Source organism: Kribbella flavida DSM 17836, assembly GCF_000024345.1.
GTDB classification, from domain to species: Bacteria; Actinomycetota; Actinomycetes; order Propionibacteriales; family Kribbellaceae; genus Kribbella; species Kribbella flavida.
In genome coordinates, this window is the sequence record NC_013729.1 from 4,449,414 (window position 1) to 4,466,922 (window position 17,509).

Consider the following 17,509-nt stretch of genomic DNA (forward strand, 5'->3'; position numbering starts at 1 on the left):
TGCCGTCAGCCAGGCTTTCGGACATGACCGACAGCGTGCTGACCACTCTCGAACAGGCCGTGGCCTCGCTCGTGCACGAGCTGCGGCCCCGCTGCCCCGACTATCTCCAGGACCAGCAGCTCCGCATCCTGGTTCCCGCCGGCCTCGACCTCGACCGAGGATCCGCGACGATCGCCGAGGTCGGTACGGCCTTCGGGATCAATCTCGTGACGGCCCGGGACGACGACGACGCCAACGCGGTCGACCGGCTACTGACAGCTCGACTGGACGACGCCGTTCTACGGTTGGCCGACCTCGACACCACCTCGGCCGAGGAACTGGCCGCGGCGGGTGCCCGCAGCGCGATTTCTCGCCCGCGGGCCGCGCCGGATCTGCAGTGGCGAACGCTTGCTGTGGGCGGCGAGCAGATGCGGTTCGCGACCGGCGGCAGTCGCGGTACACCGCTCGTGCTGGTCAACGCTCTCGCCCAGGCACCGGACTTCTGGTTCGAGCTGATCGACCGGATGCTGCCGCGCCGGGTCGTGCTCTTCCAGTGTGGCGGGGTGCTGGAGGACGACACCCCGGACGGCGTCCTGTCGATCGATCAGTTGCGTACCGGACTCGAGGCAGTACTCGACCACCTGGGTAATGGGACGTACCACCTCGTCGGCTGGTGCACGGGAGCCCGGTTCTCGGCGCACCTCGCCCGCCGCCGGCCGGATCTCGTCGCCTCGCTGACGATGCTGAACGGTGCCTTCAAACAGCTCGGCGTCGACAGTGCCGACGACTCGGGGTACGAGCGTGTCATCGAGACGATGTGTCAGACCGTGGAGAACCAGCCGCAGCTCGCCGACCAGCTCGCCGTGATGGTGGCCGGATCGGTCGGCCGACCACCCGCCGGTCACGCCGGCGACCGGCAGGCGGCGGGGCAAGCGGCCCTGTCCGGGGTCGACCCGGCCTTCACCGAAGTACTGCGGGCGCCGGTCCGCGACGGGGACAGCCTGCGCCGCTACGCCCACCAGCTTTTCCAGCTCTTCTCGGAGGACCCCTTCGCGATGCTTCCGCCGGCCGGTCCGCCGGTCCTGTGCATCGCGGGCGAGTACGACGAGCAGGTGTCGCTGCCACGGTTCGCCCGGGTAGCCGCGGCGATCCCGGGCAGCAGGTTCGCCACTGTTGCCGGAGGCACCCATTTCTTCCTGCACGACCGCTCCGACCTGGTCGCCGAACTTCTGAACGACCTGCTCGCCGGCACCGCCCCCCGGCCGTCCACCCGGGAGATCAGCTGGCGATGAGCCTGCGGGCCTCCAGGGCCGGATCCGTGGTGGCGAACTCGGTCAGCCGGCCGAGGTCGGGAAAGACGAGTGCGCCGTCACGGCGGTGCACGAGTCCGCACTCGCGGAACTCCCGCAGGAACCGGCTGATCCGCGACCGGGTCGTGCCGACGATCGCGCCGAGCTCCTCGTGCGTGAGACGGACATCCAGGCAGACGCCGCCCGGACCGGCGGCTCCCAGCCGAGCGGCGGTCCGGGCCAGCGTGGCCGCCAGCCGGTGCCTGCTGTCGAGCGTGACCAGGTCCGAGATGACCTGCTGCTGCTCGACCAGCCGGCCGGCGAGCGTGTCGAAGTACGCCGCCTGAAGGGCGCCGTCGCGCAGCGCGGCCTGGAAGTCCCCGGCCCGGATCCGCCACAGCTGTACTGGCTGGACCGCCACCAAGGCGTCCTGCCACAGGCCCGGTTCCAGCCGCACGTCGCCGTACACGTCGCCGGGACCGTGCAGCGCGATGACGCAGTGACGTCCCCCCGCCGCCGCGCGGCTCTGCTTCACCACCCCGCGGCGGATGAGACAGACCGTTTCCTCGATGCTGCCGGGCGACCGCACCATGGCACGTGCCGGCAGCCGGTCGAGCACGGCTGCCAGCTCTCCGGTCTCGATCAGCTCGCGCAGTTCTCGTCCCAGCTCCAGCTGTCCCGGCTGCGCCGGTACGCCTGCCCGACCAGTCATCGCTCTCGCCTCCGACCCGATTGACGACTATAGTCATCACTGCAGACTGACAATAGTCGATGACCGGCGTCGCGGTCGATCAGGAGGCAGGGATGCGGGAACGTCGCTTCGGCCGGTTGGGATGGCCGGTCAGTGAGGTCGGGTACGGCATGTGGGGCATCGCCGGCGGCGAAGGTGGCTGGACCGGCGCCGACGACGCGTCGGGGGCGGCCGCGCTGGACGCGGCCGTCGACCTCGGCTGCACGTTCTTCGACACCGCGTGGATCTACGGCCGGGGGCGCAGCGAGCAACTGCTCGGCGAGCTGCTGCGCCGGCATCCCGGCCGCGATCTCACGGTGGCCACCAAGGTTCCGCCCAAGAACCGGGTCTGGCCGTCGACCAGGGGGGCACGGATCAGCGACCTCTTCCCGGACGACCATCTGTGGTCCTACCTGCGCAGGAGCCTGGACAATCTCGGCGTCGACGCGATCGATCTTCTGCAGTTCCACGTCTGGGAGGACAGCTGGGCCACCGATCCGGCCTGGCAGCGAGCAGTCACCGAGATGCGCGAGCGGGGTCTGATCCGCGGTGTCGGCATCAGCGTGAACCGCTGGGAGCCGTGGAACGTGCTGAAGACCTTGGAGACCGGGCTGGTCGACGCGGTCCAGGTGATCTACAACATCTTCGATCAGGCCCCGGAGGACGAGCTCTTCCCGGCCTGCCGTGAGCTCGACATCGCCGTCGTCGCCCGGGTGCCGTTCGACGAGGGCACGCTGACGGGCACGCTGACCCGGGACACCACCTGGCCGGAGGGCGACTGGCGGGCCAGCTACTTCGTCCCCGAGAACCTCGAGGCCAGCGTGACCCGGGCCGAACGGCTGGCGGAGGTGGTGCCCGCAGGGATGACGATGCCAGAGCTGGCACTCCGGTTCATTCTCCAGGAGCCGACCGTCAGCACCGTCATCCCGGGGATGCGGTCGGTCCGGCACGTGCAGGCGAACCTCGCGACCGGGACGGCCGAGCCACTGCCGGCCGAGCTGATGTCCGAGCTGCGCCGGCACCGGTGGGACCGAGTGCCGACGGAGTGGTCGCAGTGAGCGGCGCGGCGGTCAAGCCGCTGGTCGTCTGGGCGGTGCCACGCTCGCGGTCGACGGCGCTGGCGCGGGTGATGATCGAGCGCGGGGATCTCGAGGTCGTTCACGAGCCGTTCTCGTATCTGGCGGCACAGGGTACGTACCACCTGGCTGGTCGCGAGCTGCGGTCCGCGGGTGAGATTCTCGACGTACTGCTGGAGCAGGCGGCCACGGGACGGCGCTTCTTCGTCAAGGAGACGACGGACTACCGCTACGACGATCTCCTCGCCGATGAGCGGTTCGTTCCCGCTCTGACCCATGCGTTCATGATCCGGCAACCTGCCGACGCGGTTGCCTCCCACCACGCGATGAACCCACGGTTGACCAGCAGCGAGGCAGGATACGGGTACCTCGCCGAGATCCTCGACCACGTCCGGGCCAGTACCGGCGTGACGCCGGTCGTCATCGACGGCGACGACCTGGTCGCGGAGCCCGAAGCCATGGTCGAGGCCTTCTGCCGGGCCGTCGGACTCCCCCACATCCCGGAGGCGCTGAGCTGGCAACCAGGCGAGCAACCGCTCTGGCGGCAGACAGCAGCCTGGCACCGCGACGTCGAACAGAGCACCGGTCTGTCAGCGCACCGGCGGCAGTACGCCGTGGACCCGGCCGCCGCGCCACGCCTTCGCCAGTTGATCGAAGAGCAGTTACCGCACTACGACCGCCTTGCGGGCTACCGGCTCCGGGCGCTGAGCGGTGAGGTTCAGCGGTGAACCCAGCTGTCCAGCAAGGGGCCCGCGTCGCGCTCCGCGATCGTGATCTCCGCCCGGCTGAGCACCGCCAGCGCCGCAAGGTGGTGTGGCCGGTCGGCCAGGTCGTACAACCGGATCCCGGCCGCCACCTGATCGCGGCCGGTCCAGCCGAGCACGGAGGCCGGCTCGCTCGGTGCCGTGACAGTGACCAGGTCCAGGGATTGCCGCAACCCGTCCCCCGTCGACTTCACCACAGCCTCCTTTCGGGTCCAGTACCGGAAGAAGTCTGTTGGCGACGTCAGCCGGCGACGCTCGGTCGGCGTGAGCACCAACGAGGCCATGCCGTCCAGCTCGACGGCACGGATCTGCTCGACATCGAGTCCGAGCGGCGCTACGGTCCCCACCGCTACGCCGACGAACTCACCCGAGTGGGAGACCGACACCTCCCAGCCGGTCCGAGGACCTGTCACCCGGACCTTGCCGTGCGGCTGATCGCAGTCGGGACAGGTCCGATCGAGGTCGACGTCGATCGGAGCGCAGTCCAGCTGTGCGGCCAGCGCCAACCGGGTGACGGCCACGCCCAGCTGGAACCGAAGGCGGTCGTCCTGGGTCCGATAGCCGGCTGCCCGGGTCTGCTCCCGAGGCGTCAGCAGCCGAGCCGTGGCGGAGTCGAGCGATGACTCGACCTCCGAAAGTCGCGCCCACCACACGTCGACCGAAGGCGCACTCATGCGCCTCACTGTATCCGCGCTCCGCTGCCCGCCGCTCAGTCATCGGTCCAGAGCCAGATCTCAACCAGGAGGACGCATGCTGACGAAGCCCCAGACCACAGCGCCCGGCACGCAACGCGCCGGCACCGGTGGCGTCACGCTGTGGCTGACCGGGCTGCCGAGCGCCGGCAAGTCCACCGTCGCGCGAGCCGCCGCGAAGGTCCTGGCGGAGCGTGGGCACCGGGTCGAGGTCCTCGACGGTGACGAGATCCGCGCGGTGCTCGGTACCTCCGGCTTCGATCGGGCCGCCCGCGACGCGAACGTGCGCCGCATCGGCTGGCTCGCCGAACTGCTGGCCAGGAACGGGGTGACGGTTCTCGTCGCGTCCATCGCGCCGTACCGGGAGACCCGCGAGCAGGTGCGTGGCAGCCACGAACACGCCGGGATCCCGTTCGTCGAGGTGCACGTGGCGGCATCGGTCGAGTGCTGCGTCGCCCGCGACGTCAAGGGACTGTACGCACGACAGGCCCGCGGCGAGATCAGCGGGGTGACCGGGATCGACGACCCGTACGAGCCACCGCTCGCTCCGGAGCTGCGGCTCCTGACCGATCGCGAGCACGTGTCGCGCTCGGTCGAGACCGTGATCCGGTACCTGACCGCGCGCGAGTTGGTCTGATCATGACCGACGTCCTGGCTCCGGACTCCTTGGAGAGCGAGTCGATGTTCGTGTTTCGTGAGGTGGCGGCGGAGTTCGAGCGGCCGGTGATCTTGTTCTCCGGTGGCAAGGACTCGATCGTGATGCTGCACCTGGCGCGGAAGGCGTTCGCGCCCGGGGCGGTCCCGTTCAGCTTGCTGCACGTGGACACCGGGCACAACTTCCCCGAGGTGCTGGCCTACCGCGACGCGACCGTCGAGGCGCTCGGGCTGCGGCTGGAGGTCGCCAGCGTGGAGGACTACCTGGCCGACGGCCGGCTGCGCGAGCGCTCCGACGGCACCCGCAACCCGCTGCAGACCGTTCCGTTGCTGGACGCCATCAACACCCACCGGTTCGACGCCGTGTTCGGCGGCGGCCGACGCGACGAAGAGCGCGCCCGGGCCAAGGAACGGATCTTCAGCCTGCGCGACGAGTTCGGCCAGTGGGACCCCCGCAACCAACGCCCCGAGCTCTGGTCGCTCTACAACGGCAAACACAAACCCGGCGAACACGTCCGGGTGTTCCCACTGTCCAACTGGACCGAGCTCGACGTCTGGAACTACATCGCCCGCGAGAGCATCGAACTCCCGAGCATCTACTACGCCCACCAGCGCGACGTGTTCGAGCGCGACGGCATGCTGCTGGCCGTCGGCCCCTACTCCCAACCACGAGACGGCGAGACCGTCGAGCGCCGCGTGGTCCGGTACCGCACGGTCGGCGACATGTCCTGCACCGGCGCCGTCGCCAGTACGGCGGCCTCGCCGGCCGAGGTGGTCGTCGAGGTCGCCGCCAGCGAGCTGACCGAGCGTGGCGCCACGCGCGCCGACGACCGGGTCAGCGAAGCCGCGATGGAAGACCGTAAGCGAGAGGGGTACTTCTGATGAGCACCGCCGAGAACACTCTCGCCCAGCACGCCGACGCTGCCGAGACCGGTCACGCCAAGGCTGATCTGGAGCAGCTGGCGCAGCGCCAGCTGCTGCGGCTGGCCACCGCGGGCTCCGTCGACGACGGCAAGTCCACCCTGGTCGGCCGGCTGCTGCACGACTGCAAAGCGATCCTGGCCGACCAGATCGCCCACGTGCAGACCGTCACAGCATCACGAGGGGGAGCCCGCGGCACTGGGGGCGACTTCGACTTCGCCCTGCTCACCGACGGCCTACGCGCCGAACGCGAACAAGGCATCACCATCGACGTCGCCTACCGCTACTTCGCCACCGACAAACGCTCCTTCATCCTCGCCGACTGCCCCGGCCACGTGCAATACACCCGCAACACCGTCACCGGCGCCTCCACCGCCGACGTCGTCATCATCCTCGTCGACGCCCGCCACGGAGTCCTCGAACAAACCCGCCGCCACCTCGCCGTCGCCGGCCTCCTGCGCGTGCCCCACGTCGTCCTCGCAGTCAACAAGATCGACCTCGTCGGCTACGACCAGGCCGTCTTCAAAGGCATCACCAAAGACGTCACCCAACTGGCCGACCAGCTCGGCATCACCGACATCCAAGCCATCCCGGTCTCGGCCCTGATCGGCGACAACGTAGTGGACCGCTCCCCCGCCACCTCCTGGTACACCGGCCCCACACTGCTGGAATTCCTGGAGAACGCTTCCGGGCGATCCGACCTGTCCGCGCAGCCGCTGCGATTCCCCGTCCAATACGTCATCCGGCCACAGACCAACGACCAGTACCGCGACTACCGCGGCTACACCGGCACCGTCGCCTCCGGCACCATCACCGTCGGCGACCCGGTGATCGTGCTCCCCGCCGGCCGGCGCACGACTGTCGCCGGCATCGACCGAGCGATCGTCACCCCGACCAGCACGGCCGTCGCCGAACGACCCTCCGCAGTCGCCGGCGAAGCCATCACCGTCCGGCTGACCGACGACCTCGACGTCGCCCGCGGCTCCATGATCGTCGCCACCCAGGGCTCACCCCGGATTCGCCGCGAGCTGTCGGCCACCGTGTGCTGGCTGTCCGACCGCCCACTCACCGTCGGCGCCCGCGTGCTGATCAAGCACACCACAAACTCCGCGCAAGCGGTCGTCACCGAGATCGTCGGCGCGCTCGACCTCGACACGCTCGGAGTCATCGACACCACCCAGCTCGCACTCAACGACATCGGCAAGGTGCAGCTCAAGATCGCCGCCCCGCTGGCCGCCGACCCGTACTCCAGCAACACCGTCACCGGATCGTTCCTGCTCATCGACCCCCACGACGGATCGACGCTGTCAGCCGGCATGATCACCGATCACCAGCCCGCCTCCCTCGACGAGCACCTGGAAGTCCCGGTACCGATCGGCAGCTGAGTCCACGTGGACTGCTGGGCATGCGGTGGACAACCGCACCCGCGCCGGGTTTCGCCAGTCCACCTGCCCCCACCGCTGTACGCCTGGGGATGGATCTTGTCCGGGACCAAATCTCCCTCAACGCCATCGCTCGGCGCTTGGGGCTGGCCCGCCAGGGGAACGGATGGTCGGACCAGGCGTCGAGGCCACGGCAGACGACCGGGCTCAGGGATGTCGGGCCGGGCTCACCGGCTCAGTGCTGTGATAGCGCGCGCCGCTAGTCGTTCGGCGTACTCGGTGCTTCCTGGGTGTATCCACCCCTCGTTCATGGTCGGCGTGTCGCCGTTGTTCACCGCCATCTGACACTCGAGGCAGGCCAACCAGAGTGCTCGCATGTTCAGGATTGCGGGGAGTCGTTGGAGCTCGTCGTCGGTGAGCTGGACATGCTGACGGTAGCCGCGCAGGACGGCGTCGATGTTGTCCGGGTGACCTTCGGCTGTGGTTCTCAGGAGCCAGGCGAGTGCGGGTAGGCGCGGACCGCGCCCGGAGCCGGCCCAGCCTACGATCGTGAGCGCGCCAGGCATGCCGACGGCGGCCCAGAGGTGGTAGTTGCTGTGGGTGAGTGCTTCGGGTAGCCCTTCGGCGTCGTCGGCGTTCTCGACCTGATCTCGCAGCCATGCGAACTTCTCCTGGCCGTCGAGCGGCACTTTGTCCTCGACGCCGGCCAGAAAGCTCATTGCCGCGGCCAGATCCTGTCTGGGCCGGCCCACGTAGAAGCCGCCGTCGGCTTCCTCCGCACCACCGTCTCTGGCGACTGCGCCAGCTGCTGGGGGAAGCGCGTGCAATCGTCCCAGCAGGCTGCCCAGTTCCTGCGCGATCTCGGCGGATTCGCTGCGCCCGTGCTCGTCGGCCGGGCGTCCGCCGTCGACGAACTGGGTCACGATCACGCCGCTGTCGTCGTCAACCATCGACACCGGGTCATCGTGTGCGATCCGTTCAGCGGGAAAGTCGTTCGCGGCCAGGAAGCGCAAGATCTCTGCGTCACCCTCCACGCGCGCGACCCGGTCCGCAGGCGACGAGAACACCCGGGCGATCCATGGGGGGCCGTCACCCCGCCGGACGAACAACGTCGATGGGTAGTGGCCCGGCCACGAGCCACGAGGCCGGGTGGCCGGGTCGTCGTCGATCGGCGCCAACGAGGTGATCCGAATCCCGTACCGCGTCTCGAGGTGGGCCTTGAGGTCGGAGTGCTCGAACGGCCGGGTGCGCGCGAACGGTGATCTGTTGATCTGTTCCAGATCGGCGAGTGCTTGGGTGTACCGCTGCCCGGTCTCGCGCGCCCGTTGGCGGACGGCGCGTTTGAAACTGCCCTGCTTGGTCATCACAAGCCTCCTCGACATGTCCTCGCCCCCCAGCGACGCGACACTCGATCCAGGCCTGGACACCAACAGCTGGCCTTGAGGGTGGATTCCCCTTCGCCATCCCGAGAACCTCGCTGGGGCAGGTCCTCACAGGCTGGGCGGCGGCCGACGCCAGACCCCATCCTGCTGACGACCGTGGACCGATGTCAACGCCAGGACGGCACCGGGGCGGGGCACCGGCCGCTGTCCGGCGTTTGCCGAATCGAAAAATGGGCAACCACACACAAAGTCACGGGAGGACAGGGATGAGTCACAGTCGGGCAGACGTCACCGGGACAGGCCGTGCCTCGCCGACCGGGACCAGATCGCCCGGCTTGATGCTGGCGCTGGCCACCGTCGGCTTCGCGGTGAACTTCTGGGCCTGGGCCTTGCTGAGCCCACTCGGTCCGTTGTTCCGCACCGAGGGCACGCTCGGCACCCTGTCCGAGTCCGACGTGGCCTTGCTGGTCGCGGTGCCGGTCATTGTCGGTTCGCTCGGCCGGATCCCGGTCGGAGCGCTCACCGACCGCTTCGGCGGCCGGGTGATGTTTCCGCTGGTCTCCGCCGCCACGATCGTCCCGATCCTGTTCATCGGCTTCTTCGGCCTGGGGTCATTCCCGGCCCTGTTGATCGGTGGCTTCTTCCTCGGCATCGGTGGTACCGCGTTCGCCGTCGGCGTGCCGTTCGTCAACGCCTGGTTCCCGCCCGCCCGGCGCGGGCTGGCCATCGGAGTCTTCGGCGCCGGAATGGGCGGGACGGCGATCAGCGCCCTGACCACCGTCAAGCTCTACACCGACGCCGGCCAACGCGTCCCCTTCCTGATCACGGCGCTCGCCCTGGCGATCTACGCGGCGGCTGCTTGGCTGTTGCTCCGGGACGCTCCCGGCCGCACCGCGCCGTCCGGATCGCTGGCCACCCGCCTGGTCGCGAACGCGAGGCTGCCGATCAGCTGGCAGGCTTGCATCCTGTACGCCGTCGCCTTCGGCGGCTACGTCGCCTTCTCCGTCTACCTCCCGTCCTACCTCAAGACGGCCTACGACCTCGAGGCAGCCGACGCGGCCAACCGGATGGCGGGGTTCGTGGTGATCGCGGTGATCGCGCGCCCCGTCGGTGGCTGGCTGTCCGACAGGTTCGGTCCTGTTCCCGTCCTGGCGGCGGCGTACACGATCGTCGTCGCCGGCGCCGCCGTCGCGGCCACCACTCCGCTGCTCGAGTACGTCGGCACCGCCGCGTTCCTGGCGATGGCCGCCGCCCTCGGAGCCGGCAGCGGGGCGACCTTCGCGCTGGTCGCCGAAGTCACCGATCCGTCCCGCGTCGGCGGTGTCACCGGCCTGGTCGGAGCCGCCGGCGGTCTGGGCGGCTTCGTGCCGCCGCTGATCATGGGCTACGTCTACGGCCACACGGACTCCTACGGACTCGGCCTGCTGCTGCTGTCGATCACGGCAGCCTTGACCCTCTTGCTGACGTTGACCATCGTGAGAAAGACCGCAAACCAAGCAACCCACCAGGCCTAGCTCGACCGACCACCGGGGGCAGACTGCATGAGTACTGGGGCTCGTCCGGAATCGAACCAGCACGACCGGGAACTCGGCTTGGACGGAGGGTTGAGCGAAGCGCTCGTGCGCACCCGGCGGTACTTCACCAAGGGCGTGGTGTCCGACGACCTGCGCACCCTGCACAAGACCGGCGGCCGCGGCGCCGACGACTTCTACCGGGACCGCTGGAGCCACGACAAGGTGGTGCGCTCGACCCATGGGGTCAACTGCACCGGTTCGTGCTCGTGGAAGGTCTACGTCAAGGACGGCATCATCACCTGGGAGACCCAGCAGACCGACTATCCGTCGGTCGGCCCGGACAAACCCGAGTACGAGCCACGCGGTTGTCCCCGGGGCGCCGCCTTCTCCTGGTACACCTACTCCCCCACCCGGATCCGCTACCCCTACATCCGCGGCGTCCTGCTCCAGATGTACCGCGAAGCCAAGGCCCAGTACGGCGATCCGGTGGCCGCCTGGGCCCACATCGTCGACCATCCTGCCCGCGCGGCGCACTACAAGTCGGCGCGCGGCAAGGGCGGCCTGGTCCGAGCCAGCTGGGACGAGGCGACCGAGATGGTCGCGGCGGCGTACGTGCACACGCTGAAGAAGTGGGGCCCGGACCGGATCGCCGGTTTCTCCCCCATCCCCGCGATGTCGATGGTGTCGCACGCCTCCGGCGGCCGGTTCACCTCGCTGATCGGCGGCACCATGCTGTCGTTCTACGACTGGTACGCCGACCTGCCGGTCGCCTCACCGCAGGTCTTCGGCGACCAGACCGACGTCCCGGAGTCGGGCGACTGGTGGGATGCCGGCTACCTGATCATGTGGGGCTCGAACCTGCCGGTCACCAGGACACCGGACGCGCACTGGATGGCCGAGGCGCGCTACCGCGGCCAGAAGGTCGTCGCGGTGTCGCCCGACTACGCCGACAACGTCAAGTTCGCCGACGAATGGTTGCCGGCCGCACCTGGTACCGACGGTGCGCTGGCGATGGCGATGGGACACGTGATCCTGAAGGAGTTCTTCGTCGACCGGCAGACGCCGTACTTCACGGCGTACGCCAAGGCCTACACCGACCTGCCGTACCTGATCCGGCTCGAGGACAGCGGCGACGGAGTCCACCGGCCCGGTAAGTTCCTCACCGCCGCCGATCTGGATGCTTTCAGCAACGAGCAGAACGCCGAGTTCAAACCGGTCGTGCTCGACGCCGGGACGGACCGGCCGGTGGTGCCGAACGGTTCGCTCGGCCATCGCTTCGGCGCGGACGGCGAAGGCAAGTGGAATCTCGACCAGCAAGGCGCCGATCCCGCCTTGACGCTGCTGAGCACGACGAACGAGTCCGTCCTCGTCCGTTTACCGAGGTTCGACGGGGCCGGCGGGGCTGCGGCCGACCAGGTGCGCGGAGTTCCGGTCCGGCGCATCGCCGGCCGGCTGGTGACCACCGTGTACGACCTGATGCTGGCCCAGTACGGCGTCGGCCGGGACGGGCTGCCCGGCGAGTGGCCGTCGTCGTACCAGGACGCCGGCGCGCCGTACACCCCAGCCTGGCAGGAAGGCATCACCGGCGTACCGGCATCGGCGGCGGCGAGGATCGCCCGCGAGTTCGCGCAGAACGCCGAGGACACCAACGGTCGTTCGATGATCATCATGGGCGCCGGCACCAACCACTGGTTCCACTCCGACACGATCTACCGCGCGTTCCTGGCGCTCACCACGCTGACCGGCTGCCAAGGGGTGAACGGCGGCGGCTGGGCGCACTACGTCGGCCAGGAGAAGTGCCGCCCGATCACCGGTTGGGCCCAGCTCGCCTTCGGGCTCGACTGGACGCGACCTCCGCGGCAGATGATCCAGACCGCGTACTGGTACCTGCACACCGACCAGTTCCGCTACGACCCCTTCGGCGCCGACACCCCGTCCGCCACGACCGGACAGGGCCAGCTCGCCGGCAAGACAACCGCCGACCTGATCGCGCTCAGCGCGCGCCTCGGCTGGATGCCGTCGTACCCGACCTTCAACCGCAATCCCCACGACCTGGCCGACGAAGCCCGTACGGCCGGGCGGCCAGTGGCCGATCACGTTGTGAACGAGCTCACGTCCGGCCGGCTCCGGTTCGCCTGCGAGGACCCCGACTCTCCCGAGAACTTCCCGCGGATCCTGTCGATCTGGCGGGCGAACCTGCTCGGCTCGTCGGCCAAGGGCAACGAGTACTTCCTCGAGCACCTGCTCGGCGCCGGCTCGTCGCTGCGGGCGAGTGAAGCGCCGTTGGGAAGCCGGCCGCAGGAAGTGGACTGGCACGAGGAAGCGCCGCGCGGAAAGCTCGATCTGCTGCTGACGCTGGACTTCCGGCAGACCAGCACCACGCTGTTCTCGGACGTCGTCCTGCCGGCGGCGACCTGGTACGAGAAGCACGACCTCAACACGACCGACATGCACCCGTTCATCCACTCGTTCAACCCGGCGATCGCGCCGCCGTGGCAGACCCGGACCGACTGGGACGCCTGGCAGACCATCGCGGAGAAGTTCAGCGAACTGGCCGCGGAGCACCTCGGCACCCGGCACGACGTCGTCGCCGTACCCCTGCTGCACGACACTCCGGACGAGCTGGCCACCCCGCACGGGGTCGTCCGGGACTGGAAGGCCGGCGAGTGCGCCCCGATTCCGGGGGTGACCATGCCCAAACTCGTCGAGGTCGAACGCGACTACAGCGCGGTCGCGGCCAAGATGTCGGCCCTGGGCCCTTTGATGGACTCCCTCGGCGCGACGACCAAGGGCGTCACGTTCGACGTACAGGACTCCGTCGACTACCTCCGGGCGAAGAACGGCGCGGTCCGGGGCGGCCCAGCTGACGGACGTCCCTCGCTCAAGCGCGACGTACACGCCTGCGAGGCGATCCTCGCCCTGTCCGGTACGACGAACGGCCGGCTCGCCACCGAGGGCTTCAAGACGCTGGAGAAGCGCGTCGGCAAACCGCTGCACGACCTGGCAGCCGAGCACGAGGGCAAGCAGATCACCTTCGCCGACACCCAGGCGGCGCCGACGCCGGTCATCACTTCTCCTGAGTGGTCGGGCTCGGAGACCGGCGGCCGGCGCTACTCGCCGTTCACGATCAACGTCGAGCGGCTCAAACCCTGGCACACCTTGACCGGCAGGCAGCACTTCTTCCTCGACCACGACTGGATGGCCGAGCTGGGCGAGAACCTTCCGGTCTACCGCCCACCGCTCGACATGGGTGCGTTGTTCGCCGAGCCGGAGCTCGGCTCGGTCACCGAGCACGGAGTCACCGTTCGCTATCTGACCCCGCACAGCAAGTGGTCGATCCACTCGGAGTACCAGGACAACCTGTTCATGCTCTCGCTGTCCCGCGGCGGGCAGACGATCTGGATGAGCGACCAGGACGCCGCCAAGGTCGGTGTCGTCGACAACGACTGGATCGAGGCGGTCAACCGCAACGGCGTCGTGGTCGCCCGGGCGATCGTGTCGCACCGGATGCCGGAAGGCACCGTCTACATGCACCACGCGCAGGACCGGCTGATCGACGTACCGATCGCCGAGGCCTCGCAGAAGCGAGGCGGCATCCACAACTCGCTGACCCGGCTGCTGATCAAACCGAGCCACCTGATCGGTGGCTACGCGCAACTGTCCTTCGCGTTCAACTACCTCGGACCGACCGGCAACCAGCGCGACGAGATCACTGTCATCCGCAAGCGGTCGCAGGAGGTGCGGTACTGATGCGCGTGATGGCCCAGATGGCGATGGTGATGAACCTCGACAAGTGCATCGGGTGTCACACCTGCTCGGTCACCTGCAAGCAGGCGTGGACCAATCGCACCGGCACCGAGTACGTGTGGTTCAACAACGTCGAGACCCGGCCCGGGCAGGGCTATCCACGGACCTACGAGGACCAGGACACCTGGAAGGGCGGCTGGCAGCTGAACCGGCGCGGCCGGCTGACGCTGAAGGGCGGCGGGCGGCTGAAGAAGCTGCTGACGATCTTCTCCAACCCCAAGATGCCGTCGATCCAGGACTACTACGAACCCTGGACCTACGACTACGCCACGTTGACCGACGCGCCCGCCCAGGAGCACACCCCGGTCGCCCGGCCGAAGTCGCTGATCTCGGGCCAGGACCTGAAGGTGTCCTGGTCGGCCAACTGGGACGACGACCTCGGCGGCTCCGCCGTGACGGCCGACCGCGATCCGGTGCTGCAGAAGGTCGGCGACAAGGTCCGGTTCGAGTTCGAGCAGACGTTCATGTTCTACCTGCCGCGGATCTGCGAGCACTGCCTCAATCCCAGTTGCGCCGCATCCTGTCCCAGCGGCGCGATCTACAAACGCTCCGAGGACGGCATCGTGCTGGTGGACCAGGACCGGTGCCGGGGCTGGCGGATGTGCGTGTCCGGTTGCCCGTACAAGAAGGTCTACTTCAACCACCGCACCGGCAAGGCCGAGAAGTGCACGTTCTGCTTCCCCCGCGTCGAGGTCGGCCTGCCGACGGTGTGCTCGGAGACCTGCGTCGGCCGGCTGCGCTACATCGGGCTGATGCTGTACGACGCCGACCGGGTCCTGGAGGCGGCGTCGACCACGGACGAGCACGGCCTGTACGAAGCACAGCGCGACGTCTTTCTCGACCCGTCCGATCCCGCCGTGCAACGAGAGGCCGAGCGGGCCGGGATTCCGCGCGACTGGGTGGAAGCAGCCCAACGCTCGCCGGTCTACGCGCTGATCAACCGCTTCAAGGTCGCCCTGCCGCTGCATCCGGAGTACCGGACGCTGCCGATGGTGTGGTACATCCCGCCGCTGTCGCCGGTCGTCGACGTGATCAAGGAGACCGGCGAGGACCCCGAGGACCGCGGCAACCTGTTCGCCGCGATCGACGCGCTGCGCATCCCGATCGAGTACCTCGCCGAACTGTTCACCGCCGGCGACACCGCACCGGTCGATCTCGTCCTGCGCAAGCTCGCGGCCATGCGGTCGTACCTGCGCGACATCAATCTGGGGCGCGATCCCGACAGCTCGATTCCGGCGACGGTCGGTATGACCGAGGAAGAGCTGTACGACATGTTCCGCCTGCTGGCCCTGGCGAAGTACGACGAGCGCTACGTGATCCCACCGGCGCACGCCGAGCAGGCCCACTCGCTCGAGGAGCTGGCCACCGAGTGCTCGCTGGACTACGACGGCGGCCCGGGAATGGGCGGCTCGGGACCGTTCGGCGAAGGGTCGGGGGCACCCACACCGATCGCGGTCGAGAACTTCCAGATGCTGCAGGACCGGCAGACGGCCGACACGCTCGCGGCGCCGGCCGGCAAGACAGGGCGGGTCAACCTGCTGAACTGGGACGGAAAGGGCGCGCCGAGCGGACTCTTCCCACCTCGCCCGGACGGTCCGGAGCCCGCGGCAGGTGACATGCCGGCCGATCCCGACGAGCACGGATCGACGGGTCAAGGCGGCACCGGCGGACTGACCGGCGGAGCTGATCTGCGATGAGCGCCAGGCATCCCGCGCCGAAGCTGCCCGCCGAGCAGCTCACCATCGCTTGGCAGTCCGCCTCGCTCCTGCTCGACTACCCCGACGAGGAGCTGCCGTCCCGGCTGGAGCTGATCGAAGGTCTGTGCCACCGGTTGCCGGCGGCTGTCGGCGAGTCGCTCCGATCGACCGTGCGCGACCTCCGCTCCGCGGACCTGGCCACGATCCAGCAGGAGTACGTCGAAACCTTCGACACCCGGCGCCGTCACAACCTGTTCCTCACGTATTTCGCGCACGGCGACACCCGCCGCCGTGGAGTCGCGTTGCTGCGCTTCAAGCAGACCTATCTCCGCTCGGGTTTCGTGCTCGACGACACCGAACTGCCCGACCACCTCTGCGTGGTCCTCGAGTACGCCGCCACCGTCGACCAGCGGCTCGGCTGGGGCCTGCTGCTCGACCACCGCCCCGGGCTCGAGCTGCTGCGGCTCGCCCTGGCCGAAGCCGGTTCGAGGTGGCACGGCGCCGTCGAGGCCGTGACGTCGACCCTGCCGCGGCTGGCCGGCGACGAGCTGGTTGCCATCCAGCGGCTCGCGGCCGAAGGTCCACCGCAGGAAGAGGTCGGCCTCACGCCGTACGCGACGCCCGCGTTCGACCCCTCCACCCAGCCTCCGGCCGCGGCTCAGGAGCTGCCGATGCCGACGTTCCCAGGAGCGCACCGATGACCGAGATCCTCTGGGTGGTCTTCCCCTACGTCTGTCTGGCCGTCTTCGTCGTCGGCCACTTCTGGCGCTACCGCTACGACAAGTTCGGCTGGACCACCCGCTCGTCCCAGCTGTACGAGGACCGGCTGCTGCGCTGGGGCAGTCCACTGTTCCACTTCGGCATTCTCGCGGTGTTCCTCGGCCACGTGATGGGACTCGGCATCCCGAAGTCCTGGACCGAGGCGATCGGCGTCTCCGAAGGTCTCTACCACTTCCTCGCCGTCTCGATCGGCGCGATCGCCGGCTTCGGCACCGTGGTCGGACTGGCGATCCTGATCTACCGCCGCCGCACCGTCGGCCCGGTCTTCTCCGCGACGACCACGATGGACAAGGTGATGTACTTGTTCCTCGCCACGGTCATCGTGCTCGGCCTGGTCAACACGGTCGTCGCCAACATCTTCGGCCACTACGACTACCGCGAAGGCGTCTCGGTCTGGTTCCGCGGCATCTTCCGCCTCGACCTGCACCCCGAGCTGATGGCCGCCGCACCGCTGAGCTTCCAGCTGCACGGCCTGACCGCGATCGCGCTGTTCGCACTGTGGCCGTTCACCCGCCTGGTCCACGTCTTCAGCGCCCCGCTCGGCTACCTGACCAGGCCCTACATCGTCTACCGCAGCCGGGACGAGAAGATCGGCACTCACTCACCTCGCCGGGGCTGGGACAACCCCTGAAAAGCCACTGAAGCGCGGGGGGCGCCTCACCGCGCCTCAGCCGTCCGGCACCCCTTGGCACGCGCCGCTTCCTGACGGACGACGAGCCAGGGCGTCGGCCACGTCGTGCGTGGTGACCTGGACACCCGCGGAAGACCTTCGAGTACGGCGACGAGTCCGCCCTTCGCCCGTGGCCACTTGCTGCCAGCAGTGCAACCAAGGCAACTGGACA

At 68.9% G+C, this 17,509-nt stretch carries 14 protein-coding genes; 11 read left to right on the forward strand and 3 right to left on the reverse strand.

Going from position 1 to position 17,509, the window contains the following annotated elements:
* The first annotated feature begins 23 nt into the window (after positions 1–23).
* Entirely contained in the window at positions 24–1,271 is a 1,248-nt protein-coding gene (locus tag KFLA_RS20575; protein ID WP_012921741.1) for an alpha/beta fold hydrolase, read from the forward strand.
* Here the strand turns inward: KFLA_RS20575 and KFLA_RS20580 are convergent.
* Complete coding sequence (locus tag KFLA_RS20580) at positions 1,258–1,980, reverse strand: Crp/Fnr family transcriptional regulator (RefSeq protein ID WP_012921742.1); 723 nt, start codon at positions 1,978–1,980, stop codon at positions 1,258–1,260. The genes KFLA_RS20575 and KFLA_RS20580 overlap by 14 nt on opposite strands.
* A gap of 92 nt (positions 1,981–2,072) precedes the next feature.
* Between KFLA_RS20580 and KFLA_RS20585 the strand changes: the two genes are divergently transcribed.
* Both KFLA_RS20585 and KFLA_RS20590 read left to right on the forward strand, forming a co-directional pair.
* Positions 2,073–3,056, forward strand: a complete 984-nt coding sequence (locus KFLA_RS20585; protein ID WP_012921743.1) for an aldo/keto reductase — start codon at positions 2,073–2,075, stop codon at positions 3,054–3,056.
* Positions 3,053–3,802: a sulfotransferase-like domain-containing protein gene (locus KFLA_RS20590; protein ID WP_012921744.1), complete on the forward strand. Its 750-nt coding sequence runs from the start codon at positions 3,053–3,055 to the stop codon at positions 3,800–3,802. Before KFLA_RS20585 ends, KFLA_RS20590 begins: the two co-directional genes overlap by 4 nt.
* On the opposite strand, the gene KFLA_RS20595 is transcribed toward KFLA_RS20590, so the two are convergent.
* Positions 3,793–4,512 (reverse strand): 4'-phosphopantetheinyl transferase family protein, encoded by a 720-nt coding sequence (locus tag KFLA_RS20595; RefSeq protein ID WP_041289411.1) that lies wholly within the window; start codon positions 4,510–4,512, stop codon positions 3,793–3,795. The genes KFLA_RS20590 and KFLA_RS20595 overlap by 10 nt on opposite strands.
* Positions 4,513–4,588: 76 nt before the next feature.
* Here KFLA_RS20595 and cysC point away from each other — a divergent pair, with 76 nt between their 5' ends.
* The 3 genes from cysC to KFLA_RS20610 are packed head-to-tail and all read left to right on the forward strand — an operon-like array spanning position 4,589 to position 7,490.
* Positions 4,589–5,167, forward strand: a complete 579-nt coding sequence (cysC, locus tag KFLA_RS20600) for an adenylyl-sulfate kinase (protein ID WP_012921746.1) — start codon at positions 4,589–4,591, stop codon at positions 5,165–5,167.
* 2 nt (positions 5,168–5,169) lie between these two features.
* Positions 5,170–6,066 carry a sulfate adenylyltransferase subunit CysD gene (gene cysD / locus KFLA_RS20605; protein WP_012921747.1) on the forward strand — a complete coding sequence of 299 codons (897 nt, stop codon included), beginning with the start codon at positions 5,170–5,172 and terminating at the stop codon, positions 6,064–6,066.
* On the forward strand, positions 6,066–7,490 hold the full coding sequence (locus KFLA_RS20610) for a sulfate adenylyltransferase subunit 1 (protein WP_012921748.1): 1,425 nt from the start codon (positions 6,066–6,068) through the stop codon (positions 7,488–7,490). The genes cysD and KFLA_RS20610 overlap by 1 nt, the downstream gene beginning before the upstream one ends.
* A gap of 224 nt (positions 7,491–7,714) precedes the next feature.
* Here KFLA_RS20610 and KFLA_RS20615 read toward each other — a convergent pair whose 3' ends face one another.
* Positions 7,715–8,851, reverse strand: coding sequence for a phosphotransferase enzyme family protein (locus KFLA_RS20615; RefSeq protein ID WP_012921749.1), 1,137 nt, complete (start codon positions 8,849–8,851; stop codon positions 7,715–7,717).
* A 284-nt stretch (positions 8,852–9,135) separates the two neighbouring features.
* Here KFLA_RS20615 and KFLA_RS20620 point away from each other — a divergent pair, with 284 nt between their 5' ends.
* Genes KFLA_RS20620 through narI form a run of 5 tightly spaced genes read left to right on the forward strand, consistent with a single transcriptional unit; the run spans position 9,136 to position 17,298 of the window.
* Positions 9,136–10,383 (forward strand): MFS transporter, encoded by a 1,248-nt coding sequence (locus KFLA_RS20620; RefSeq protein WP_012921750.1) that lies wholly within the window; start codon positions 9,136–9,138, stop codon positions 10,381–10,383.
* A 27-nt stretch (positions 10,384–10,410) separates the two neighbouring features.
* Positions 10,411–14,133 (forward strand): nitrate reductase subunit alpha, encoded by a 3,723-nt coding sequence (locus KFLA_RS20625; RefSeq protein ID WP_012921751.1) that lies wholly within the window; start codon positions 10,411–10,413, stop codon positions 14,131–14,133.
* Positions 14,133–15,887: a nitrate reductase subunit beta gene (gene narH / locus KFLA_RS20630; RefSeq protein ID WP_012921752.1), complete on the forward strand. Its 1,755-nt coding sequence runs from the start codon at positions 14,133–14,135 to the stop codon at positions 15,885–15,887. The genes KFLA_RS20625 and narH overlap by 1 nt, the downstream gene beginning before the upstream one ends.
* Positions 15,884–16,588, forward strand: coding sequence for a nitrate reductase molybdenum cofactor assembly chaperone (narJ, locus tag KFLA_RS20635; protein WP_012921753.1), 705 nt, complete (start codon positions 15,884–15,886; stop codon positions 16,586–16,588). The genes narH and narJ overlap by 4 nt, the downstream gene beginning before the upstream one ends.
* On the forward strand, positions 16,585–17,298 hold the full coding sequence (gene narI, locus KFLA_RS20640; RefSeq protein ID WP_012921754.1) for a respiratory nitrate reductase subunit gamma: 714 nt from the start codon (positions 16,585–16,587) through the stop codon (positions 17,296–17,298). Before narJ ends, narI begins: the two co-directional genes overlap by 4 nt.
* Positions 17,299–17,509: the final 211 nt, after the last annotated feature.